The organism is Falsiroseomonas oryziterrae, assembly GCF_021864505.1.
Lineage (GTDB): Bacteria > Pseudomonadota > Alphaproteobacteria > Acetobacterales > Acetobacteraceae > Falsiroseomonas > Falsiroseomonas oryziterrae.
Genome location: NZ_JAKJIB010000004.1, coordinates 1 through 21,752 on the forward strand (window position 1 = coordinate 1; position 21,752 = coordinate 21,752).

23 protein-coding genes are annotated in these 21,752 nt (G+C 67.2%); 16 read left to right on the top strand and 7 right to left on the bottom strand.

Annotated elements, in window-relative coordinates; all coding sequences use genetic code 11:
• The 5 genes from L2I40_RS00970 to L2I40_RS00995 form a co-directional block, all read left to right on the top strand.
• Positions 1–527: flagellin (locus L2I40_RS00970; protein ID WP_237212982.1), on the top strand; the 527-nt coding region annotated here is incomplete at its 5' end.
• A 191-nt stretch (positions 528–718) separates the two neighbouring features.
• Complete coding sequence (locus L2I40_RS00975) at positions 719–1,189, top strand: flagellar biosynthesis repressor FlbT (RefSeq protein ID WP_237212983.1); 471 nt, start codon at positions 719–721, stop codon at positions 1,187–1,189.
• A 153-nt stretch (positions 1,190–1,342) separates the two neighbouring features.
• Complete coding sequence (locus tag L2I40_RS24430) at positions 1,343–2,680, top strand: flagellin (RefSeq protein ID WP_272910917.1); 1,338 nt, start codon at positions 1,343–1,345, stop codon at positions 2,678–2,680.
• A 59-nt stretch (positions 2,681–2,739) separates the two neighbouring features.
• Positions 2,740–3,126 (top strand): flagellar biosynthesis regulator FlaF, encoded by a 387-nt coding sequence (locus L2I40_RS00990; protein WP_237212984.1) that lies wholly within the window; start codon positions 2,740–2,742, stop codon positions 3,124–3,126.
• Between the two features lies 1 nt (position 3,127).
• Positions 3,128–3,889: a DUF1217 domain-containing protein gene (locus L2I40_RS00995; protein WP_237212985.1), complete on the top strand. Its 762-nt coding sequence runs from the start codon at positions 3,128–3,130 to the stop codon at positions 3,887–3,889.
• Here the strand turns inward: L2I40_RS00995 and L2I40_RS01000 are convergent.
• Positions 3,879–4,151 (bottom strand): hypothetical protein, encoded by a 273-nt coding sequence (locus L2I40_RS01000; protein WP_237212986.1) that lies wholly within the window; start codon positions 4,149–4,151, stop codon positions 3,879–3,881. The two genes, L2I40_RS00995 and L2I40_RS01000, sit on opposite strands and share 11 nt — an antisense overlap.
• Positions 4,152–4,482: 331 nt before the next feature.
• Between L2I40_RS01000 and ppsA the strand changes: the two genes are divergently transcribed.
• Both ppsA and L2I40_RS01010 read left to right on the top strand, forming a co-directional pair.
• Entirely contained in the window at positions 4,483–6,879 is a 2,397-nt protein-coding gene (gene ppsA, locus L2I40_RS01005) for a phosphoenolpyruvate synthase (RefSeq protein ID WP_237212987.1), read from the top strand.
• A gap of 13 nt (positions 6,880–6,892) precedes the next feature.
• Positions 6,893–7,183: a hypothetical protein gene (locus L2I40_RS01010; protein WP_237212988.1), complete on the top strand. Its 291-nt coding sequence runs from the start codon at positions 6,893–6,895 to the stop codon at positions 7,181–7,183.
• Positions 7,184–7,254: 71 nt separating this feature from the next.
• Here the strand turns inward: L2I40_RS01010 and L2I40_RS01015 are convergent, their stop codons facing one another.
• A complete protein-coding gene (locus L2I40_RS01015) occupies positions 7,255–7,581 on the bottom strand; it encodes a hypothetical protein (RefSeq protein ID WP_237212989.1) in 327 nt (108 codons plus the stop codon).
• Between the two features lie 342 nt (positions 7,582–7,923).
• Here L2I40_RS01015 and L2I40_RS01020 point away from each other — a divergent pair, with 342 nt between their 5' ends.
• The 6 genes from L2I40_RS01020 to L2I40_RS01045 all read left to right on the top strand — a co-directional run bounded on the left by L2I40_RS01020 (position 7,924) and on the right by L2I40_RS01045 (position 14,969).
• Positions 7,924–9,312 (top strand): tyrosine-type recombinase/integrase, encoded by a 1,389-nt coding sequence (locus L2I40_RS01020; RefSeq protein ID WP_237212990.1) that lies wholly within the window; start codon positions 7,924–7,926, stop codon positions 9,310–9,312.
• Between the two features lie 570 nt (positions 9,313–9,882).
• Positions 9,883–10,818, top strand: a complete 936-nt coding sequence (locus L2I40_RS01025; protein ID WP_237212991.1) for a hypothetical protein — start codon at positions 9,883–9,885, stop codon at positions 10,816–10,818.
• A 75-nt stretch (positions 10,819–10,893) separates the two neighbouring features.
• Positions 10,894–11,259 carry a hypothetical protein gene (locus L2I40_RS01030; protein ID WP_237212992.1) on the top strand — a complete coding sequence of 122 codons (366 nt, stop codon included), beginning with the start codon at positions 10,894–10,896 and terminating at the stop codon, positions 11,257–11,259.
• A gap of 429 nt (positions 11,260–11,688) precedes the next feature.
• On the top strand, positions 11,689–12,117 hold the full coding sequence (locus tag L2I40_RS01035) for a hypothetical protein (RefSeq protein ID WP_237212993.1): 429 nt from the start codon (positions 11,689–11,691) through the stop codon (positions 12,115–12,117).
• A gap of 231 nt (positions 12,118–12,348) precedes the next feature.
• Positions 12,349–13,785: a YcjX family protein gene (locus L2I40_RS01040; RefSeq protein ID WP_237212994.1), complete on the top strand. Its 1,437-nt coding sequence runs from the start codon at positions 12,349–12,351 to the stop codon at positions 13,783–13,785.
• Positions 13,782–14,969, top strand: a complete 1,188-nt coding sequence (locus L2I40_RS01045) for a DUF697 domain-containing protein (RefSeq protein ID WP_237212995.1) — start codon at positions 13,782–13,784, stop codon at positions 14,967–14,969. The genes L2I40_RS01040 and L2I40_RS01045 overlap by 4 nt, the downstream gene beginning before the upstream one ends.
• Positions 14,970–15,027: 58 nt before the next feature.
• Here L2I40_RS01045 and L2I40_RS01050 read toward each other — a convergent pair whose 3' ends face one another.
• Positions 15,028–15,570: a hypothetical protein gene (locus L2I40_RS01050; RefSeq protein WP_237212996.1), complete on the bottom strand. Its 543-nt coding sequence runs from the start codon at positions 15,568–15,570 to the stop codon at positions 15,028–15,030.
• An 80-nt stretch (positions 15,571–15,650) separates the two neighbouring features.
• Positions 15,651–16,001 carry a DUF413 domain-containing protein gene (gene maoP / locus L2I40_RS01055; RefSeq protein ID WP_237212997.1) on the bottom strand — a complete coding sequence of 117 codons (351 nt, stop codon included), beginning with the start codon at positions 15,999–16,001 and terminating at the stop codon, positions 15,651–15,653.
• Between the two features lie 291 nt (positions 16,002–16,292).
• Here maoP and L2I40_RS01060 point away from each other — a divergent pair, with 291 nt between their 5' ends.
• The 3 genes from L2I40_RS01060 (at position 16,293) to L2I40_RS01070 (ending at position 18,350) form a co-directional block, all read left to right on the top strand.
• Positions 16,293–16,469, top strand: coding sequence for a hypothetical protein (locus tag L2I40_RS01060; RefSeq protein WP_237212998.1), 177 nt, complete (start codon positions 16,293–16,295; stop codon positions 16,467–16,469).
• Positions 16,470–16,721: 252 nt separating this feature from the next.
• Positions 16,722–17,528: a hypothetical protein gene (locus tag L2I40_RS01065; protein WP_237212999.1), complete on the top strand. Its 807-nt coding sequence runs from the start codon at positions 16,722–16,724 to the stop codon at positions 17,526–17,528.
• A gap of 219 nt (positions 17,529–17,747) precedes the next feature.
• Positions 17,748–18,350, top strand: coding sequence for a recombinase family protein (locus tag L2I40_RS01070; protein ID WP_237213000.1), 603 nt, complete (start codon positions 17,748–17,750; stop codon positions 18,348–18,350).
• A gap of 293 nt (positions 18,351–18,643) precedes the next feature.
• Here L2I40_RS01070 and L2I40_RS01075 read toward each other — a convergent pair whose 3' ends face one another.
• From L2I40_RS01075 to L2I40_RS01085, 3 genes are all read right to left on the bottom strand, one after another.
• A complete protein-coding gene (locus L2I40_RS01075) occupies positions 18,644–19,084 on the bottom strand; it encodes a hypothetical protein (RefSeq protein ID WP_237213001.1) in 441 nt (146 codons plus the stop codon).
• A gap of 586 nt (positions 19,085–19,670) precedes the next feature.
• Positions 19,671–20,132, bottom strand: a complete 462-nt coding sequence (locus tag L2I40_RS01080; RefSeq protein WP_237213002.1) for a hypothetical protein — start codon at positions 20,130–20,132, stop codon at positions 19,671–19,673.
• Between the two features lie 151 nt (positions 20,133–20,283).
• Positions 20,284–20,724, bottom strand: a complete 441-nt coding sequence (locus L2I40_RS01085; protein WP_237213003.1) for a hypothetical protein — start codon at positions 20,722–20,724, stop codon at positions 20,284–20,286.
• Positions 20,725–21,752: the final 1,028 nt, after the last annotated feature.

The following is a 21,752-nucleotide window of genomic DNA, read 5'->3' on the forward strand; positions in this document are numbered from 1 at the left end:
GGGCCGCGACGGCGACTGCGGCCACCGATCCGGCCACGGCGCCCTTCAGCGCCCACCTCGCCGGGCCTGCCCTGACCGAGCCGCGGCGTGCCGTGCAGGTGGCGGATGGCGAGCGCGTCGGCTGGGGGGTGCTGGCGAGCCAGGACGCCGATGGCGAGGTGGCGCTCGCCTGGGGGCGGGAAGTGCTGCGCGGGCTCGCGACGCTCGCGGCACTGACCCCGGCCGCGGCAGCGCAGGACCCGGGATATGGCGAGCTGCTCGGTGCGGTGGCGGGCGACCTGTCGGCGGCGGGGCGGAGCCTCGCGCGGGAGCGCGGCGTGCTCGGCGCGGCGGAGAAGCGGGTCGAGGCGGCGCGCGATCGGCACCGGGACGTGCTGGTGACGCTGCGTGCGCAGGTGGTGTCGCTCGAAGGCGTGGACCTCGCCGGGGTCTCGGCGACGCTCCGCGCGACCCAGATCCGGCTCGAAGCGTCCTATGCCACCACGGCGCGGATCGCCGGGCTTTCCTTGGCGAGCCTGCTGCGATGACGCGTCGCCTTCAGCGCCGGTTAAGCACCCTCGGGCAGTATCGGGCGGCGCAATCCCGCTGCCTGGTCCCGCAGCGGGGCGCATCCCCGAGGATCGGGCGCGCGGCGGGCCGCGTGGCAGCGAAGATCGCGCGATCGCCGGCAAAGGCTGGCTGCCGGTGCAGTGTCCTGCATCGACAAGGGGGGTGTGGCATGTCCACGTTGGTGCTCGAGATGCGTGCCGGCGATCTCATGGTGGTGAACGGCGCGTCGCTGCGCTTCCGCAGCCGCACGCGTGTCGAGTTGGTGGCGCGGGCGCGGTTCCTGTTCGGCAAGCAGGTGATGACGCCGGAGGGTGCGAGCACGCCGGCGCGGCGGATCTACTTCGCGCTGCAATGCGCCTATGTGGGGCCGGAGGAGGAGCGCGAGGCGGCTATGGCCGATGCGCACCGGCTTGTCGCGGAGTTCCAGGAAGCGACCACGTCGAACATGGCGCGCCAGCTGCTGGAACGCGCGCTGGCGCTGGCCGAGCAGGATGAGTGGTACCAGTCGCTGCGGCTGGTGCGGCACGTGATGCGGCACGAGGCGGCCGTGCTGGGACTGGATCCTGCGAGCGGCGCGAAGCTGCCGCCGGGCGCGGTTGCGGCGCTGCGCGAGGCAGCGCGTCCTTCGGCGCTCGACTGAGGATGCTTCACGCGATCTTCACCCTCTCATGAGAGGGTGACGGAGGCCTGGGCCCAGAAATGGGTCGGGTCCCCTGCGTGCCAGCACGCAGGTCACGTCGCAGGCGGCAAGAAGCCGAGCCCGTGACGGAGCTATGGATGAGGAGCGGGGACGATGTCCTCCATCAACACCAATGTCTCGGCGATGGCTGCGGTGCGGTCGCTCTCGAGCATCTCGAATGCGATGACCAACACGCAGGCGCGGATCGAGAGTGGGCTCAGGATCAGCCAGGCCAACCACGATCCGGCGGTCTTCGCGATTTCCCAGACCATGCGTGGCGACATCAAGGGCCTGGAGGCGGTGCGCGACGGTCTGGCGTTCGGCAAGGCGACGCTGACGGTGGCGCGCGACGCGGCGACGAAGATCAGCAACGAGCTGAACGAGCTGAAGCGGACCGTGACTCAGGGCCAGCAGCAGGGGCTGGACATCGCGACGATGAACGCGCAGGTCGCGAGCCTGACGAGCAACATGCGGAGCTTCGCCCAGACGGCGACCTTCAACGGCGTGAACCTGCTGGACGACAGCTCCACGGGCGACCGGGCGCTGAACGTTCTGCGCGACATCAGCGGCAACACGATCGGCGTCGCGAACCAGGCGCTGATCAGCCAGACGGGCCAGCTGCTGAACCTCGAGGGGCTGAACGTGGCCCAGGGCGCCGTGCGGATCTCGCCGCCCGCGAACATCGAGATCGCGGACGGCAACTTCATCGCCGTGCAGCTGAACGCCGGCACCCCGCAGGCGCGGGAGATCGTCTTCGAGTTCAACGCCGATTCCGATACGGGTGCGAACACCCTCGCGCAGGTCTCGAACGCCTCGCGACGCGTCGTCGAGGTCAAGATCGGCGACGGGACCAACCTGACGCCGCAAGCCGAGCTCGGGCGCCTGGTGGATGCGATGAAGTCGGCCGGGATCGGCGCGCGCATCAACCAGGATGGCACGCTGGACATCATGGCGGCGAACGTGACGGGTGTGGCCTATCAGCTCACCGCGGGCGGCGCGGCGATCGACGGCAGCGTGAGCCGGGCCGATGTCTCCGCCACGAACTGGACCACGAGCGCCGCCGCCTACACCGCACCGACCGGCGCGACGGGCGTGGGCACTTTCGGTGCAACCGGCGCGAACACTGCGATCACGGTGGTGGGCGGTACGGCGGATGGTGCAGGGAACATCACCAACGCCTCCTCGGCCATCGCGGTCGTGGATGCGGCGATCAGCACCGTGAACACCGCGCTGTCGACCATCGGCTCGCGGCTGTCGCAGGTCGAGGGACAGCAGGAGTTCACCAAGCAGCTGACGGACTCGATCCGCGAGGGGCTCGGTGCGCTGGTGGATGCCGACCTCGCCGAGGAATCGGCCCGGCTGACCAGCCTGCAGACCCGCCAGCAGCTGGCGACCCAGTCGCTGTCGATCGCGAACCAGCAGAGCCAGTCGCTGCTGAGCCTGTTCCGCTGACCCGTGCGGCCGGGGCGCCATGAGCGTCCCGGCCGGCTTCCCAGGATGCACACCGCGCCATGCTCGCCCGCTATTCCATCCAGCAGAACGCTGCCGCCTCGCCGCGCGAGGTGGAGGTGCGGGCCTTCCGCTACGTCAACGGCCTGCTCGGCGCCGCGGTCGACGTCCCGGCGCGCGTGAAGGCGCTGCACAAGACGCATCTGCTCTGGTCGCTTCTCATGGCCGATCTGGCGATGCCGGGAAACGCGCTGCCGGCCGATCTCAAGGGCCGCCTCGTCTCCCTCGGCCTCTGGGCGCAGCGGGAGGCGATGGCGCGCATGGAAGACACCGCAAGCCTCTCGCCCTTGATCGAGTTGCATCGTGACATGATCGCCGGGCTGGAAGCCCAGCTGCCGATGCCGCCGCCGCCAGCGCAACAGCTTGCCTTCTCCGCCGGCTCGGCCTGACATGCTCGCCGGCCTCGGTGCATCGGCCGCCTTGGCCGTTGTCGAGCGCCAGGGAGCGGCGCTGCGGGAGCGCTTCGCCGGGCGTCGCGACGTTGCGGCCGACATGGATCGGTTCCGCGAGCGCGCTCCTCAGCTGGCGGACGTTGATGCGCTGCTGCGTGACCGCCGGGCACTCACCGTCGTGCTGGAGGCGTTCCAGCTCGAGAGTGAGATCGACAAGCGGGCGCTGCTGCGGCGGGTCATGACGGAAGACCCGAGCGCGAGCGGGAGTCTCGCCCAGCGCCTGAGCGATCCCCGTTGGCGGCAGATGGCGCAAGCTTTCAGCGGACGCAGCGGTCCACCGCTGGCCGATCCTGCGCTCATCGAGCGACTGGTTGCGCGTGCGGTCACCAACCGCTTCGAGAAGACGATGGGCGACGCGAACCCCGGCCTGCGCGAGGCTCTCTATTTCCGCCGGGTGGCGCCCGAGTTGCGCAGCGTGCCGCAGCTCATGGCGGACCGGGCGCTGACGGAAGTCGCGCGCGGCGCGCTGGGCCTGCCGCGGGAGTTTGCGCTGCTGTCCTTCGAGCAGCAGCGCGACACGCTCACTCGCCGTCTCGACATCGGGCAGCTGCAGGATCCCCGTTTCGCGGCGCGTCTCGTCCAGCGCTACCTCGCTGGACTGGAGCGAGCGGCTCCTGCCACGCCCGCGCTGCAGCTTCTGGGCGGCAATGGACCGGCCATCGCGGAGATCGCTGCGCTCCGGCTGTCGGTCAGCGCCTGACATCGAGGTCTCGCTGCGTCGGCGTCAGCGTCAGGTCGCGGCGATAGGCTGCGAGCTCGCGTGCAGAGGGAATGCTGGCGCGCACCTCGCCGCTGACCGTCCGGAATTCGAGCACCACCAGGTCGAGCTCCGGATCGTGCCGGAGCCTCGGGTTGAAGATCGGCGCGACGACGGGCATCCGTGCGGAGCCGTCGGGCGCCGGGCCTTCATGGACCGATCCGGGGCGCGGCGTCGGGTGCAGGCTGGTGATGTCGCGGATCATGACGCAGGACTCCAGCAGGGCCGTCCTGGCCGAGCGCGCGGCCCCTGAGGCGGCGGCCGATCAAGGTACCCGAACAGGTTAACAAAAGGCTGAAGGGCGGCGCGCGCACCGGGCCGCGGCCCCGAGGCCGGCCGCGAACGTGCCTGGGCGATGACCCGCGCGAGTTGGAGCCGCCGGCCCTGCCCGCTTCGGAAGCCTCTCGCTCCTGTGAGCGGAATCGCGGGCGTGGCGCGTCGCCGGATCGGGGGCGGCGGCCCTATGCTGAACGCGCACCGGTTGCGGCGGCGCGGGAGGATCTCCGCGTACGCCGCGAGCCCCGTGGGAGGAACCAATGCGGGAGGGTCTCGTCGCCTGGTTCGAACGTCTGGGCGTGACCGACGTGGCGACGGTGGGCGGCAAGAACGCCTCTCTCGGGGAGATGACACGGACGCTCGGCGCCGCCGGCATCCGGGTGCCGCCCGGTTTCGCCACCACCGCCGCAGCGTATCGCGCCTATCTGGCGGCCAATGGGATCGAGGCGCCGCTGCGCGAGCGGCTGGCCGCGCTGAGCGCGGGTCGCGCGGGATTGCAGGCGACCGGCGAGGCGATCCGCCGGCTGTTCCTGGAGGCCGAGATCCCGCCGGAACTCGAAGCCGCGGTCCGGGCCGCCTACCGCGAACTGGGCCGTCGCACGGGAACGGACGCGCCCGCGGTGGCGGTGCGCAGCAGCGCGACCGCCGAGGACCTGCCGACCGCCAGCTTCGCCGGGCAACAGGAGACATTCCTGAACGTGCGCGGCGAGGCCGCCCTGCTCGAGGCGTGCAGGCGCTGCTACGCCTCCCTCTTCACGGACCGGGCGATCAGTTATCGCGACGCACAAGGCTTCGATCATCTCGCCGTTGCCCTTTCGATCGGCATCCAGGCGATGGTGCGGTCCGACCTTGCCGGGTCGGGCGTGATCTTCACGCTCGACACCGAAACCGGCTTCCCGGGCGTCGTGACCGTCAGCGCCGCATGGGGGCTGGGCGAGACGGTCGTTCAGGGCCTGGTGGACACGGACAAGTTCCTTGTCTTTAAGCCGCTGCTCGAAGCGCCGGGCCGCTTCCCGGTCATCGAGCGGACGCTCGGCGCGAAGGAGCGCAAGCTGGTCTACGCGAGCGGCGGCAGCGCCCGCACGGCGCTGGTGGAGACGACGCGACGCGAGCGCGAGAGCTTCGTGCTCACCGATGCCGAGGTGCTGCTCCTTGCCCGCTGGGCGGTCGCGGTGGAGCGGCACTACGGGCGTCCCATGGACCTCGAATGGGCAAAGGACGGCGAGAGCGGCGAGCTCTTCATCGTCCAGGCCCGGCCGGAAACCGTGCAGGCCAGGCGCGCGGGGGCCGGTGCGCTTCGGAGCTGGCGCCTGAAGGACCGCCGCGCGCGGCCGATCCTCTCGGGCGCCGCGGTCGGCGACGCAATTGCGGCCGGCGAGGCCTGCGTGATCCGCGGCGTGGAGGACATCGAGCGGTTCCGCGACGGCGCCATCCTGGTGACGGAGGCGACCGATCCGGACTGGGTGCCGGTGATGCGGCGCGCGGCGGGCATCGTCACCGACCATGGCGGGCCCACCAGCCACGCCGCCATCGTCAGCCGCGAGCTTGGCGTGCCGGCCGTGATCGGCACCGGTCGCGCCACCGCGGCGCTGCGCGACGGACAGGCCATCACCCTCTCCTGCGCCGAGGGGGAGGAAGGGCGCGTCTATGACGGACGGCTCGACTTCGCCGTCACGGAACTCGACCTGACGGCGCTGCCGAAGACCCGGACGGCGATGATGCTGAACCTGGCGAACCCTGCCGCCGCCTTCCGCTGGTGGCGCCTCCCTGCGGGCGGTGTCGGGCTGGCGCGCATGGAGTTCATCGTCAACGACCACATCCGCATCCACCCGATGGCGCTGCTGCGCCCCGATGCGGTGACCGACGCGGAGGCGAAGCGACGGATCGAGGCGCTCACTCGCGGCTGGCCGGACAAGGCCGAGTATTTCGTGGACCGGCTGGCGCGCGGCATCGCGAAGCTCGCCGCGCCATTCCATCCCAGGCCTGTCATCCTGAGGCTCTCGGACTTCAAGAGCAACGAATACGCGCACCTCATCGGCGGCGCCGAATTCGAGCCCGTGGAGGAGAACCCGATGCTCGGGCTGCGCGGCGCTTCGCGCTACTACTCTGACCGGTACCGGGAGGGCTTCGCGTTGGAATGCCGTGCGATCCGGCGCGTGCGCGACGAGATCGGGCTGCGCAACGTCATCGTCATGGTCCCGTTCTGCCGCAGCCCGGCCGAGGCCGATCGCGTGCTGGAGGAGATGGCGCGGCATGGCCTGGTGCGAGGCCAGGACGGGCTGCAGGTCTATGTGATGTGCGAGATCCCCTCGAACGTCATCCTGGCCGAGGACTTCGCCGCACGCTTCGACGGCTTCTCCATCGGCTCGAACGACCTGACCCAGCTGGTGCTCGGCGTTGACCGCGACTCCGCCGAGCTCGCGACGCTGTTCGACGAGCGGGACGAGGCGGTGAAGCGGATGATCGCCGACGTCATCCGCCGGGCGCATGCCTGCGGCGCCAAGGTCGGCATCTGCGGCGAGGCGCCGAGCAATCATCCTGATTTCGCCGAGTTCCTGGTCGAGCAAGGGATCGACTCGATCTCGCTCAACCCGGACAGTTTCGCGACCACGCTGCGCCGCGTGGCCGCCGCGGAAGCGCGGCTCGGACGGGCCTGAGGAGAGAGAGGTCATGACGACGCAGAGCGTGCTGGCGGAGGTCGCGGCAGAGCGCACGCGACAGGACGCGCAATGGGGCGGTCCGCCCCGCGACGATGCGCTGCCGGTCCAGGCCTTTGTGCAGCTGATCGGGGACTATGCGGGCTGGGCGCGGGTGAAGGCGCGTGAAGGCTCGATGGTGGAGGCGCGGCAGCGTCTGGTTCAGGCCGCCGCCCTTGCGGTCGCTGCTGTCGAGAGCCTGGACCGGCGCGCGTCAGGTGCGACGGAGGCCGTGCCGTCCAGCCCCGGACTGAACTGGGAATAGCCGCGACCCTGGCGGGCGGTCGGCGGAGCGCGTGCGGACGCGCCGTGCGTCGCCGAGGCTGCAGCGAACGGCTAGGTCAGGCTCAGCAGCGTCATCCACACCACGGTCACGACGCGCGCCGCCTGCGCCCAGTGCGGTGGCCCGGCATAGCGCCCCGCCGCGCGCCAGACACCGACGGCGGCGACGATGTTGTAGGGCACGGAGAGCACGTAGCCGGCGATCAGGGCGGCGAGCGGCTGGTCACGGGCGATCAGGGCCAGGAACGCCAGGGTTGTCGTGACATTGACGACCAACCCGCCGGCGACGGCCACGCTCCAGAACGCGGTCGGCAACGGCATTTCGCCGCGCCACAGGCTGAGCAGGGCCGATATCGGGCCGCTGCGTGACGGATTTGCCATGGGACGCTCCGGGGTTGCGCCGATCCCCACGCGCCCGGCGACGACATGGCGGCAAGACACGTCCGCGGGGAACTGGGTGTCGGCTGAAGGTTGGAGCGGGCGATGGGAATCGAACCCACGACATTCAGCTTGGGAAATCAAGACAAACTCTTGATTTCATTCAGTTTTTAGCCGATTTCTCGGCCTGCGTCAATCATGTAGTAGTTGCACACGGTCGCATTGAGTCGCGGTCGGCCGCAAGGCGCCGCACGTCCTTTTGGCCCTATGCCGACCCTGCGCAGAAAGATTTCGACTCGCCGGGGACAGAAGAGCGACGACAGGGTCACCACGCGAGGAGACCCGATGAAGGCCACGCTCACCGACACCATGATCCGGTGCATCACGCCGAACGGCAAGGATCAAGATTTCTGGGACGAACGGCAACCCGGCCTCGTCCTGCGCTGCACGCCGTCAGGCAAGCTCTGCTGGTATGTCCGCGCTACCACCCTCGAAGGCAAGCGAACCCGCCCGAAGTTGGGCGAATGGCCAACCATCGGCCTGTCCCGCGCTCGCAAGGAGGCCATGCAGATGCTGGCCGACATCCAGCGCGGCGCTGATCCCGTGGCCACGAAGCGGAAAGCGCGTGCGGCGCGCGTCGAGGCGTTCACGGCGCGCACGGTCGAGCAGGCGCTCGCGGAATGGCAACGGGCGCGCGCGAATGATCCCGTGAAGCCGTGGTCGGACAGCTACCAGATCCGAATTCGAAGCGCGCTGAAGGTCCACTTTCCTCGCAAGCTGGCCCAGCGGCCGCTGCGCGATACCAAGCGCGAGGATTGGACCGATGTCGTCCTGCGGGCCAAGCGGACCGCCCCCGGCTCGGCCCCGTTCCTCTACACCATCATCTCCAGCTTCCTGTCGCACGCCGATGCGCACGGTTGGATCGTGGGCCACCCACTTCCGCGCAAGGGGAAGGCGCTGATCGCACCTTCTCACCCTCCCCGTGAGCGCTTCCTGAGCGATCAGGAGTGGCTGGCGGTTTGGCACGCAGCCGACTCGGAGAACCCGAAGCTGAGGGCATTCGTTCGACTCGTCATCCTGTCGGGAGGGCGCGTTGCGGAAATCGGGAAGCTGTCGATGGGCGAGATCAAGGGGGACGTCGCCTTCATCGCCCTTCCGGGTGAAAGGACGAAGAACCGCGAACCGCATGCGATCCCGTTGGGCCACTTGGCGCGGCGCGAGGTCGAGGCTGTATGGCCGCTTGATCCGGTGGACAAACGGCCCGACTACAAGCTGCTGGGCCGCACTGGACAGTCCGGCTTCTCGGGCATCGGGAATCTGCTAGATCGACTCAAGAAGCGCTCCGGCGTCACCGACTGGTCTTTCCACGACTTGCGCCGCACGGTGCGCACGACGCTTGCGCATCTCGGTGTTCGCGAGGCCGAAGCTGAGTCGGCACTCAACCATGTCACAGACGGACCGGGGTCGCGACGGAAGCTCGTGCGTATTTACGACAAGTCGAGCAAGATCCCGCTCGGGGTCCGCGCTCTCAGGGTCTGGCAGGACTACGTCGCGGACGTCGTGGAAGGCAGGCGCGCGCCGGGCGATGCTGAGCGCATCTTCCGGGATGGCATCCCTGATCTGGCTACGCTTTTCGACACGCCCACGGTGCTTGCCCGCCTCAGGATGAAGCCCGGCCCAAAACCGAAGGGATGGGTCCGCCCCTGCGACGAGGAGGATGAGGCTGCCGCATAAGCGGCCTCAGCCGCGCTGCCTGAGCATGAAGTCACGGCACGGCGTGCTTGCGGCAGGCCAGCGCGGGATGAAGAAGGAGGCGAGAACCGGCCGCCATGAAGTGGACGTCGCAATGACAAGAAGCCCCGGTGCGAGGCAACGCACCGGGGCCGTAGTATCGAGAGCAACGCGGCAAAGCCGCGATCCTGTTTAGCCAATCCGCCCTCGCATCCTGAGGCGGGCGAAGATACGAATGAATTCGGAGGAAGGCGCGAGGCCAAGCGTAAATACGCTCAGCGCCGGGCGGGCAAGCCGGGCGTGGTATTCGAGAGCAACATCATCATGACCTACGGACCGCCCATCGTGGGCGCACCATCAGACCGCGAGCCTTCCTATTCATCGTTCATTGAGCGCCTGCAAGCAGCGCGACGAAGCCGCGCACCATTCCCTGCAGACCGACCTTGGGGTGCTGCGCATCACCGACCCGTCCAGCCAGCGCTAGGGGACGACCGGCTCGGCACATCAATCAAAATCGAGTCGCGCGAGCCGGAGGAGCGAAGCCCCGGTTCCTTCCCAGAGCACGCCCCCGAGGTGAGTCCGCTCACGGACAAGGACCGCATGAAGGCACTTATTCGCGAGCACATCCGTCGCAGGGACGCGGCTTCCATGCCGGTCGCCTCTCCTATCGGCCCAGCGGAAATGCCCGTAACTTCCCAAACGAAGGTCCTAGACCACGTAGATACGTATAATACGGGCATTGCATGCTCCGAGGACGAGTCACGGGCGCGGCTGGCGCCGCGCCATCTCGTGGCCGGTCCCGAGGGATCGGCATCTCAAGCGGCTCGTCGCGACAACAAGGTGCTAAGCGCCGACCCGAACCTCGCATGCACCGCGCGCACCGATGAATCCGAACGGGTGAGTCGGCCCGTCATCACGGGCATTGACGCCGAAAGCACGGTCTCGGTCGGGATCGTGCTGCCCGGCCCGATCAGGTGGTGGCGGTTTCATATGTGGGATAATGGCTTGGCCCGTCCCCGCAACTCGCCTCGCTTCCGGGTGAAGCTCTGGGCGGACTCTCGCCGCGAGCCAAATACGCGCTCGCCCCAGAGCGAGTCGGCGGCTCATCCGCTGGACGTCTGGGGATTCCTGCGGTCGGTTTTGCGAGCCGAAGAACGCGGTGCCCTCTCGGCAGAACAGGCAACGTTTGCACGCGATTGTGCGGAAGCAGTGCGCGATCTACCGCGCGAGGAGGACTGGCCACAACCTCACCTTGGCTTCCTCTACCGCCGCGAACCGGGTGACGGGGTGATCTACAACTACGACCAGATCTGCATGGTGGTCTGGGAGGCACATGACGAGGGCGAGGTTGGCTATCGGCCCAAGATCCATCTCGTGGTTGATGGTGTCTCGACGAGCGCGGGGATAGTGCGAGAGCTTCACAACGCCCCGAAGAGCCCGCGTTGGGATGGCTACTACGATCCGAGGTTCGAGGAGCGCCGCGCAGCGAGGAAGAACGCGCGTCGGTGACCTTGCTCACCCGATCAGGAACGGCAGCGGCTCCTGATCAGGCACATCGAATAGCGGTTTAGCTTGGCGGGGCCGTTGCGGCATCACGACGATCCGCAATGGCTCTACACCACGCCGACGCTGCGCGAGGTGGACAGCCAGCATCTCGGGGAGGCTGAAGAGCGGCTGCACATTACCTGCGTCCATCAACGTCGACGCAGGCCATCGCCGCTTGAGGCGTGCGCCAACCACGGCGCGCGGCAGGGATGGGTGACGAACAATCACGAGGGCTCGCCCGTTCGCGTCTACCAGTCCAGCGAACGACACTGTCCGCCAGCGGATGTCCTCGCGTGCTGCACGGTCGCGGACGTCGCGCAGACCTCGACGAACGAGCGGCGCGGTTCGGACCGCAGCCTCAGAAGACGTGGCATCAGTCGTGAACAGCGAAACCGCATCACCTGAAGCAAGAGACCATTGCTCCATGCCGCGCCACCAGCGCGCGGCTATACGTGGACCGCACCATTGGCAGCCGGGTGAGCGGCAGGTCCATGGCCAACGGCTACGGCTTCGTTCGCGACGCATCGCCGCACATTGTTCGAGCCGCAAAGCGGTCGCTGGCGCAGACATCCGCAAAGCGGCGATGACATGCCCTTGCCGCTCTTCGCGTTCGTGCTGGTCGCTTCGCGCCATGATCATGCGTCCCCTAAAGTCCACTTATCGGGGGGACCGATCTGGCAGCCGTATGCGTGTCGCCCAAGAACTGTCCTGCAGGACAGTCGCCGAGCCAGAGCACGCCTCCGGCCGAGGCGCTGATGTCCGGACGTGTTGCGCAGATTCCTGAGCCTGTCGCTCTTCTGACGACTAAGTCGTCGGACAGGGAGCAGACCAGCAATGACGACCGATTGGTTCAGAGTGACGATTCATACCTTGGCCGAGAACGCGGAGACACTCGATGAGGTGCTGGAGGGCGTGGGGTATCTCCGGCTCATCTACGGCGGAGAGGCTGCCTACGTCCTCTGCGGCACGCGTAATGAGCTCTTTGCCGCGCGACTTGCACTGGAGGGATTCGTCGAGGAGGTCTGCGAAGAGGATCTCGCCCTGTTGCTTCGAGAGCCAGCCGATGCAGACCGCGTGGGAGAGGTCCTGCGCGATACGCCCACCTTGAACGGGGCGCCGCAGGTCACGCGTCAGCTATGGATCGACGTCCGTGACGACGCGACGCTGGTCGCCATCCGGGCAGCCATTGCGGGCCGCCTCATCGCCGACAGCACGTCCATCGAGGTGCTTCAGGGCGACGAACCGGGCATGATCGCTCGGTGATGGCGCGGTGATCTCGCGTCCTATTGTCATCCCTGCACTGTTGCTGGCGGCCTGCACCCCAGACCGACCTAACCCAATGGCTTCGGCACCATCAGCCACGGTCCCAGAGTGGGTCCGCTGGCACGGCCAGCGCATCGCGGGTGGGGCGGGCTCTGTCATCCTCAAAAGACCGTTACTTTCTCAGTCCGGCTTCGATACTCTGAAGACCTAGCAAGCCGGGGAGAACACCGCGTGGGCGCCATCAGAAGGCTGGGGAGCGAGATCACCGCGTGGCGGCGGAGCACCACAATAACCGTCGCCGTGGCAGGCCTGTCGCGCTCAGGCAAGACCGCCTTCATCACTAGCGTCGTCGCCAACCTGCAGGCCGCCGCGCGCAACTCCCGTGCGGCCGAGTGGCTAAAGGGGCTCGACGCGGTCGCCACGGGGCGCCTTCGCTCGGCCGACCGACCACAAAACTACCGCCCCCGCCACGGCCGCATGCTGCCCTATGGCGACATGCTGTCCGCTCTCACGGCCGACGCGCCAAGTTGGCCCTCCCGGACAGCCGACGTCTACGAGACGGCGCTCGACATACACTTCTGGCCCGGTGCGGCGCCCGTCGCGGGGAGCAGCGCGGACAAGGCTGCAGCCCGGCTCCGGCTCGTGATCGTGGACTACCCCGGCGAATGGCTCGTGGACGTGCCAATGATGGGCCAGCCCTACGCGGATTGGTCGGCCGCAGCCCTAAACCGCCTTCGCAGCGCACCTTGGAGTGAGGTGTCGGACGGCTTCCGGACCCTCCTCGCCGAGACCGATTGGACAGGTCCCGACAGTAACGACGCCGCTGAGCGGGCTGCGCGGGAGTGGCAGCGGGTGCTGGTCGCGGCCCGCGAGCGCGGCCTGAAATGGCTCCAGCCCGGCCATTTCGTCCGGGCGCGCGGTCAGGATGAGGAGGGCGCTGTCCCACGGTTGGACGAGGAGCGGCTCTGGTTCTGCCCGCTTCCGGACGCGGCGATCTCGGCCGCGAAGGGCGGCTCGCTGGCGCGCGCCATGTCCGACCGCTACGCGCGCTACCAGAAGGAGACGGGCAAGTTCTTTGGGGACACCCTGAAGGACGCCACGCACCACGTCCTGCTCGTGGACGTTCTGGAGGCGCTGGCCGAGGGCGAGCGCGCGTTCAACGAGTCGGCGGAAGTGCTGGCGGAGGTCTACCGCGTGTTCGCGGCCGAGACCTCGACATTCAAGAGGCTTCTCGGTCTGGCCGGGCTCAAGCGCGTCATGTTGGTCGCCACAAAGGCCGACACCGTCCCGCCGAACCAGCGGGCAGCGATGCAGAGCCTCCTGACCGACATGTGCGGCGGGCGCTTCGCCGGTGCGGCAGGTGCCGCGCGGCCAGAGGCCGATTACCTCGCAGCCGTTCGCGCCACGCAGGACGTCGACGCGGTGGTGGACGGCGCGGAGCCGGTGCGCGTTGTGGAGGGGCTCTGCTCGGAGACTGGAAAGCGACGCCGCGTCACTATGATCGATGTCCCCGACCGTATGCCCTCGGCCGACTATTTCCGCCGCCGACAGGGCATCAGGCCGCCGCGCTTCGTGCCTCCGGCCGTGGATGGCCGTGGTGACTACGGCGTGCCCAACGTCCGGCTTGGACATGTCCTGCACAAATTGCTCGGGGAGGTCCTTCGATGAGCCGTGCCCCCGATAGTCCCCTGATCCGCGTCGAGGACGTGGACGAAGCCCCAGAAATCCCTGCGCGCGCTAATGCAACGGCAGCGCGGGCCGCGCTGCATCCATCGCCATTGATCATCGTCGAGACGCTCGACGCTGCTGAGCCAGTCCGGCCGGAGCCCGAGGCGGATGCATCGGCGGATCTTCCCGCCGAGGAGCCCGCCCCAAGCGGACGTGGCGGTTGGCTCGTCTGGTCCGTGGTGATCGGTGCCATGGCGCTTACGTTCGTCGGTATCGCGCAGTGGGTGCTTGGTCTTCTGGCCAGCATCCCGCTTCTTGGTGTTCCGGCGGCCTTGGCTGCAGCCGCGCTCGTATTGGGACTGCTGGGCCTCGGTTGGCGGGAGGTGGCGGCATTGCGGCGCCTGCGTGACGTGCGGCAGGTGCGGGCCGAGGTTGAGGGAGCGGATGGAGAGCGCCTGAGCCGTCTCCTTCTCCGCATCGGGACCGACGTTGGCGCCGCGCCGGTGGCCCAGCGCGCGGCGGCAGTGGTGGAGGATCAGGGACCGGCGGCGGCGAGGCTGATGCTTTCGCGGGAGGCGCTCGCGCCGCTCGACCGCCGCGCCGCCCTCGTGGTCGGCTCGGCCGCCAAACAGGGCTTTGTAATGGTAACTGCGAGCCCGTCGTCCGCCCTCGACTCCGCGCTCCTGATCCTCCGGGCGACGCGACTCGTCCGCGAGATCGCCACCATTTACGGCTACCGGCCGAGTGCCTTCGCGCTTCGGACTCTCGCACTTGCCGCGACCCGCGACGCAGGCGCCGTGGCCCTTGCCAACGCACTCGCTGAAGCGGCAGCCGAGGCTACATCGCGGTCGATGGCGAAGGCGGGAGACGCCATCGTCGGAGCAGGTGTGGCCACCGCCGCCAGCGGGGCGGGGCTGGTCATCGGTCTGCCAATGATGGCGGTGGGCACCGCGTTGTCGCTGACCGGGCGCACGGTGGGAACCGCCGGAGGCGCCGTTGGCGGTGGCGCGACGGCAGCGTGGCGGCTCTACAGGTTCGGACTAATGGTGCTGGTGGCAGCGCGACCGTTGCCGTTCGACCGAGGTGAGTTGAACGAGTTGCGAGGCGCAGCCCGCCGCGAACTGTCGCGGCTGTCGCTCGGGCGGGCCAGCGATGGGACCGGCGGCGTGAGCAGGCCTGCCTGAACGTGCACGGCTACCCGCTGTCACGCACGCCATTTGACGCCCTACCGTCGTCTGTGAGTCACCGCTGCGCCATCGCGGCGAGCAACACCCCCGCGAGCGCCCGCTCGTCCTCCGTGGGGCGGCGTGGCGCGAGGAGATCGGTCATCCAGCCATCCACGCCGTTGAGGGTGGAGGCAGGTCCGGAGCCCGACAGGTTCCGCAGCGCGGCCGGGCGGCCGTCCTCACCTCGGACAATTTCCCGCAGGCTCAGCCGCCGTTCTACGCCTTTCCCAATGCGTGCTGCGGCGGTCACCGCGACTGCTTCCACGCGCCGGTCTGACGACGCGGGTGTCACACCCTCCGCGAGTTCATCAGCGACCACCATCCAGACCTCACACCGGCAGATGACGAGGTGCGCATCGGCCGAGACGGCCAGCAGGCGAGCGGCGTTGACACTCCGCGTGCGGGCCGCCTCGTCCCGCAGGTCCATCGGCATAAGGTGCGTCACGCCGTCGCACCCAATCACGACGACCAGCGGGGCGAGGAAGCCGTCCTGCACAAGGGTGCGCTCAGCGTGCGCGAGGTCGCGCTTCCAGCGGCGTCCGAACTCGGTTTTGGTCATGGCGGTGACCAACAGTGCTCGGCGTGCGTCCGACAGCAAGCCCTGAAGCAAACCGGCGGACAGGTCGGAGGCTGGGCCGCCTAGATCCGGAAGCCGTTCTTGGAGGCCCACTCGGCAGCGTCGTCCAGCGTGCCGTCCATCCGCGAGGGGTAGGACCGTTGGCCCGGCGCATCCTCGATCATGGTGGCCCGCGCCTCGGCCTCGGCTTTCCTGCGCTCGTATTCGGCCGCACGGCGCGCGCGTTCGAGCCGCACATATTTGGTGAACGCGATCTCGTGCTCAGTCACGGCATCGGCCTCGCCCCGGCACACCGCCACAAACCGAACCTGCTCTGGCGTGCTCGGCGTCCTCTTGCCCCCGTTTAGGGCGCGGTAGAAGTCTCCGTATCGTTCGATGAGCGCCTGCTCGCGCTCCGTCAGCGCGTCTTCCATGCCCCGCTCCGGCCGCTACGCCTGAACGCTACTGGACCGGCCTGCCGCGCCACAACAGCTTCATCGCTCAGTCGCCAGCGTCCTCTCAGCGCTCCGCCAAGGTGACGGCCCGTATGTGCGCTGCGCACGATAAATGGCGCGAAAAAAAGTTCCGACGCTTCAGCTGCCGAACCAGTGGCTCTTCATGGCCCGTTTGGCCCTCGCCGCGAGGTGGTCGTCCCTGACCTCGCCTCTTGCCTGCGGTGCTCAGACGCCTTTCATCTCGGGCGTCACTTACAAAACGGAGCCCTCATGGACCCCTACGAGAACCTGCGTATCGACCTTCAAGCCGCGCTCCGGAGCGTCAAGGGCAAGATCGCGGCCGCCGGTCGTCACGGCAATAGCGATGCCGATGTCCGGCTGAAGCGCCAGCGCCTGCTCGACGCGTGGAACATCCTGTTCCCCGGTGAGGCGCGTCACCTCCCCTAGCAGCAGCGCACCAACGTGCTTCAGACTTGCGAGGCGCGAACGCGTTCTGTAGCGGCGGAAGCGGGGCATGAAAGGCGTCGCGCGCGCCCTGACGAAGGTCAGGCATGGGCGGCGCATGCCACGCTTGAATCCACGTCAGCTTTGTAGCCGGCATCAGGCGGTAGAAGGAGAGGAAAGCTACGCGTGCAACACTTTGGCAGAGTGGACGCAATCAGCCATCGTCCGCTGGTCGGCATGTGAGGGGCGGCATCGGTGGCGCGTCGGAAGGCCGTCTTTGGCGAATGCCACCTGTGCGGCACGCACGGGAAACTATCGTTTGAGCACGTTCCTCCTGAAGCCGCATTCAACGACCGCAAGGTTCTCCTGCACTCCATCGAGAAGCTCATCAGCGCTGACGATATCGCTGCAGCGATGGAGGACACTTCTGGGACTCAGATCAAGCAGCGTGGGATGGGCGCCTACACGCTTTGTGAGCGCTGCAACAACACGACGGGAAGCTGGTATGGCTCGGCCTACGTCGAACTGGCACACGCGGCGATGCCGCTGGCATTTGACCCTCGCTCGCGAGGCGGCGTCTTCGTAGTCGCTTCGATCCGTCCGCTCAACGTGCTGAAGCAGATCCTCACCATGTTCTGCAGCGCCAACGCACCCCGCTTCGCGGCCACGCGCGACGGCCTACGCCGCTTCCTGCTGAACCGAGAAGCACGCGCCGTGCCCGGCGGCGTGCGCGTGTATCTGGGCCTCGTAGACGGAGAAAACTCGCGTGTCCTCCGCCAAGCCGGTCTGACGGGCCGTTTGACGCTCGGCGCAGCCAATCCGATTCTGCTCGTGTCGGAGATCGTCTTCCCGCCTTTTGCGTTGATTATGACCGTTGACTCTGAGTTTGACGATCCGCGCCTTGTAGAAATCAGCGTGCCGTTCGGGCGCTTCGACTACGACCAGAAGGCGGAGGTGCCGCTGCTGCTGCACGCGGTGCCGAGCACCACCTATTTTCCCGGTGATTATCGGACCACAGACGAGGTGCGTCGGGATCGTGCAGCAAATGACGCACAGGGATGAGGGTCACTCACGCACGCTATCCGGCCAGCAAGGCCTTCTTTGTCGGCTGCCAGTGCCGAGCCGCCCCCCTATGCAGAAAACTGTCTTCCGAGACGGCCCCTAATCCCTTGTAGATCCGCGCTTCGGAGTCCCAGCCGCGTGCCATGCAGAAACCGGTTGTCTTCTGCATAGACCGGAGCGAATGCGGCGTCATCGCTCACCGCCAGCCCGGACCGTGCCATGCCGAGCCCCGCCACGCGCGCCGCGCTCTACCTGCGCGTCTCCACCGATACGCAGACCGTGGAGAATCAGCGGGTGGCGCTCCGTGCGGAGGCTGATCGGCGCGGCTGTCGGATCGTCCGTGAGTATGAAGACGCGGGGGTCTCGGGCGCAAAGGGCCGAGACAAGCGCCTCGGCTTTGATGCGCTGCTGAAGGACGCGGCACGGCGCCGGTTCGACGTGGTGCTGGTGTGGTCCATGGACCGACTGGGCCGCTCCGTTTTGCATGTCGCGCTGGCGACGGCGGAACTCGATGCTGCTGGGGTGGCGCTGGTCTCGCTCCAGCAGGGCGTGGACGGCACAACGCCATATGGGCGCGCCATGATGCAGATGGCTTCAGTCTTCGCGGAATTGGAGCGTTCGGCGATCAAGGCCCGTGTGGCGGCCGGACTGGAGCGCGCGCGGCAGCAGGGTGTTCGGCTCGGTCGCCCGCGCGTGGACGACGCCAAGGAAGCGGAGGTGCGTCGGCACCTAGCAATGGGAATGGGTGTCCTGCGGGCCGCGAAACTGGCGGGGGTAGGCTCAGGAACTGCTCAGCGCATCCGGCGAGAGATGCGCGCCTGACGCGCTGGCCATCGTACGCCTCGGTATGTTGCAAACGCGGAAAGGATGGCGGCAAGCCCACCACGGCGATGATGCCCGCGATGACGTAGATCGGCGTCCAGTCTCGCTCACCCGTCTGGGACCGCGTCATCTTTCCGATGTCGCACTAAAGTGCCATTGGTGCGATGACGACGCCGGAAATGAAGCGCCTCAACTCCGTAGAAGTGCGGCCCGATGATGCCGTGCGCCGCGTGCGGATCAGCCGCACCAGCATCCATCTGATGCCCGCCGCTGCTTAGGCAGCCTCGACTAGTCTAGCTGTCGGGCATTGCCGGATCAGATGGGGGAAGGCGTCCTTCCCACCAGTCGATGGTGCTGAAGGGCCTGCCTGCACAGCGGTCGAATTCCGAAACAAAGCGTTGGACCACGCCGCGCGCCCAGTCCAGCACGCGGAGGTCGCCCATGTAGCTTACCCAACTCGCGTTCAGCTTTGGCAGGTTCAGGCGATCGATGAGCGCGATGACCTCAACCGGATAGAGGTTCGTCTCTACCGGCTCGGGCTGATAATGGTAGGTGCGGTTGCGGATGTTGGTGAACAGACGGACTTCATCCAGCACCTCGACGCTGAAGGCGTCGTAGAAGCCGAAGAGTCGCAGGACTGGCTCTAGCTTCGCGCCGAAGGTCGCCCCCTGCAAATCGAGTAGCTGCTGGTTGATCGAATGATCGACACCGGGCCGCATCATCGGGAATGCCATCTCCTCGTTGATCCAGCATTCTATCGTTGCGTGATAGAGGCTCAGACACGGTAGAGCATGCAGAGAATGCAAGATGTTGGATGGATGCGCGCGCGCAGCGACTTCTGCGCTGCACCGATTGTGGATGTCTGATGCAGTGCGCCAGAACGAAGGCGCGACCGAGGAGAAACCTACCATGATCTCTCCGTAGGGACCGAACGCCGCTCGCTTCACACGCCTAGCCATGCGCGCCTCCCCTTCTCCGACGCTCAATCCCACAGAAAGATAAGGATCACGAAGAGCGCGCGCTTAAGGCCCGCTAGACCGCCGCCTCCTGCACCAGCAGCGCGTCCACCTGCAAGTCGTGGGTCTGCGAGGCGTCGCTCACACTGGCGTAGCCGTATCGCGCCATGCCGTCCTCCGAGAACCCATCTCTTCGCCGCGTCCTGCGGCTCGGATTTCCGGATAGGGTTGTCGGACTGCCTGTCAGTGGTGCTCCTTTGCCACGCCGCGACTCAATGGCGAGAGGTAATCGCGTCACCCGAATACGACCGTTTATGGGACGCGCGAGAAGCGCGACGGCAGCGGCAGAAGGTAAACGGGTGCACTAGACGTGATCGCGTGACACACTGAACTTCGCGGCGCTATCTCCGATGAGCATCTGCGCCCCCTCGAACCAGTCCATGGGCTCGTCGCGAACGCTACCGCGCCAACCGACGAAGCCCAAGCTGCGGCTGCAGTTATCGGACCCGACGCCACGCTCGTAGTAGGTCTCCGTTACGTCAAACTCGATGCCCTCGTCGGACACCCGCAAGGTGTAGAGCGCGCCACTTTGGACACAGTCGTCGCTGACCCGAAAGCCAATGGTGAGCCCGACGATGATGGCGATTTCGTGCTCGCGCACGGCCTCATCATCGTCCTCGCGCTCGTCCTCCAGACGGGCAAAGGCGGTCAGCGTGTCGATGACCTCGCCGAGCCCGATCAGATCCGATCCAGTCTCCGCCATCGGCACCAAACGCCAGACGAACTCCTCTAACTTCTCCCTGTATTCGGTCGCTGAGTACCTCATCCCGCCCGCCCCGACGCCTCCAGCACCAGCCGCTTTGCGTGGTCGTCGGCATAGCTCCGCGCCCTGCGGTTCCGCAGTGCCGTGAAGTTCTCCACGTCGCAGCGGTCGGGCGGAAAGCTATAAGGGGCGTGGGACGGTGTTCTGATCGCTGTCACCGGAGCCTCTGAACGCGAATGCGCCCGCCGACACCTTCCACCATCATGTCGTGGCCGCCCGCCACGGGGATGATCGTGACGCGCGGCGCATAGGCATAGTGGTAGCGGTATGCGTAGCTCGCTTGCTGCCAGATCTGTCCGTTCTGGAGACGAAATATGGTTTCGCCGTCCCAGCCTTGAAACTCACCGTCGATGCGCGACTCCAAAACACCGGAGCCGCCAGTGATTGGACCTCGGCTGGCTGATCTTGGTCCCGGTGAAATCGGGCTGACGTTCAGCGAAAATCCTCGGACCATCAGTCGCCTTGTTGCCGGGCAAATCACCACGTTCGGGAGATACTCGTAGAGGTAGCGATACTCAAATTGGACCTGCCAGAGTGAGCCGTCCGCGAGCCGGAAGACTTCGTCGTGAACCCCGAGGAAAGGTTGCGGCGACATTATCGTTGACTCGAAGCAAGCCGATGCAGGCGCTCGCTGCGCTATAGGGCTTGGTGTCGGGATCGAAGACCGTGGAGCAGCGACCTGCCCGACCGGCTTCGGAGCGGGCGATGGTGGGGGCGCAGCGCAACCTGTCACAGCGAGGCCGACCGACAGCACCAACGCTGCGCGATTGGTTCTGACAAACGCGATTGGTGTCATTCACGTGGCCTCCGAGTCGCTGCATCGTTCGGTGCGCTGTGATGGTGCGTCGCTCAGACCTTCATCGCTTGACTCGTCGATGAGGCACAGCAGCATGCCGGCCGGGATTTCGAGAGCGGTCATTGGGCGCCGTGTATGCGGGATCGCATCGGACTACCGCACTCTTCTCGCGGCTACGCTCTCTCGATCATCCACATTGATGATCTCGTCGTCGCAGACAATTACGTCGGTGACGGGAAGCCAAATCGAAGACACCACCGTGTCCACCGGGTCCACCCGCCACACCGATCCGTCGCTTAGCATCAGGATTGCACCGTTTGCCGCGACGCGGTCGATCCACAAGCCATCCTCGCAGCCTGATAACCTAGCCCGCCGTGGAGACGAGGTGGCGGGCGCTCTCTGCGTCGTAGCTAACGGCGGTGATACGCGCGGTGCGTTTGCCCCAGCACGGCGCTCGGCTTCCGCCACTCGCCGCTTTTCCTCTGCGCTCAGCAGGTTACGCTGGCACAGGCTTGGCGTCCGCCCATCGAGGCAAACTGTCAAATTGTGCTGTCGCTCCGCTGCATTCACAACGCGCTGCTGATCAGGCGTCAGGAGATGACGGCGGCACAAAGAGGGCGTCTGCCCGGTGCGGCAAACTTCGAAGTTAGCGCGACGCTCAGCCGCATCCACTCGACCACGCTCTTCAGGTGTAAGAAGCGCGTGTCGGCATAGTGAGGGATAACGACCGTCGAGACATGTGTTCAGGTTTGCCGCGCGCTCGGCGGTGTCCGCCTGCTGCCGCTGACTTGGCGTGAGCCGCGTGCGGTCACAGAGCGAAGGGTAAC

Bases quoted from the DNA above. Each gene is read 5' to 3' on its own strand.
- L2I40_RS00975 (WP_237212983.1), top strand. From the start codon at position 719: ATGTCCACGTTGGTGCTCGAGATGCGTGCCGGCGATCTCATGGTGGTG.
- L2I40_RS24430 (WP_272910917.1), top strand. From the start codon at position 1,343: ATGTCCTCCATCAACACCAATGTCTCGGCGATGGCTGCGGTGCGGTCG.
- L2I40_RS00990 (WP_237212984.1), top strand. From the start codon at position 2,740: ATGCTCGCCCGCTATTCCATCCAGCAGAACGCTGCCGCCTCGCCGCGC.
- L2I40_RS00995 (WP_237212985.1), top strand. From the start codon at position 3,128: ATGCTCGCCGGCCTCGGTGCATCGGCCGCCTTGGCCGTTGTCGAGCGC.
- L2I40_RS01000 (WP_237212986.1), bottom strand. From the start codon at position 4,151: ATGATCCGCGACATCACCAGCCTGCACCCGACGCCGCGCCCCGGATCG.
- ppsA (WP_237212987.1), top strand. From the start codon at position 4,483: ATGCGGGAGGGTCTCGTCGCCTGGTTCGAACGTCTGGGCGTGACCGAC.
- L2I40_RS01010 (WP_237212988.1), top strand. From the start codon at position 6,893: ATGACGACGCAGAGCGTGCTGGCGGAGGTCGCGGCAGAGCGCACGCGA.
- L2I40_RS01015 (WP_237212989.1), bottom strand. From the start codon at position 7,581: ATGGCAAATCCGTCACGCAGCGGCCCGATATCGGCCCTGCTCAGCCTG.
- L2I40_RS01020 (WP_237212990.1), top strand. From the start codon at position 7,924: ATGAAGGCCACGCTCACCGACACCATGATCCGGTGCATCACGCCGAAC.
- L2I40_RS01035 (WP_237212993.1), top strand. From the start codon at position 11,689: ATGACGACCGATTGGTTCAGAGTGACGATTCATACCTTGGCCGAGAAC.
- L2I40_RS01045 (WP_237212995.1), top strand. From the start codon at position 13,782: ATGAGCCGTGCCCCCGATAGTCCCCTGATCCGCGTCGAGGACGTGGAC.
- L2I40_RS01050 (WP_237212996.1), bottom strand. From the start codon at position 15,570: ATGACCAAAACCGAGTTCGGACGCCGCTGGAAGCGCGACCTCGCGCAC.
- maoP (WP_237212997.1), bottom strand. From the start codon at position 16,001: ATGGAAGACGCGCTGACGGAGCGCGAGCAGGCGCTCATCGAACGATAC.
- L2I40_RS01060 (WP_237212998.1), top strand. From the start codon at position 16,293: ATGGACCCCTACGAGAACCTGCGTATCGACCTTCAAGCCGCGCTCCGG.
- L2I40_RS01070 (WP_237213000.1), top strand. From the start codon at position 17,748: ATGCCGAGCCCCGCCACGCGCGCCGCGCTCTACCTGCGCGTCTCCACC.
- L2I40_RS01075 (WP_237213001.1), bottom strand. From the start codon at position 19,084: ATGGCATTCCCGATGATGCGGCCCGGTGTCGATCATTCGATCAACCAG.
- L2I40_RS01080 (WP_237213002.1), bottom strand. From the start codon at position 20,132: ATGAGGTACTCAGCGACCGAATACAGGGAGAAGTTAGAGGAGTTCGTC.
- L2I40_RS01085 (WP_237213003.1), bottom strand. From the start codon at position 20,724: ATGTCGCCGCAACCTTTCCTCGGGGTTCACGACGAAGTCTTCCGGCTC.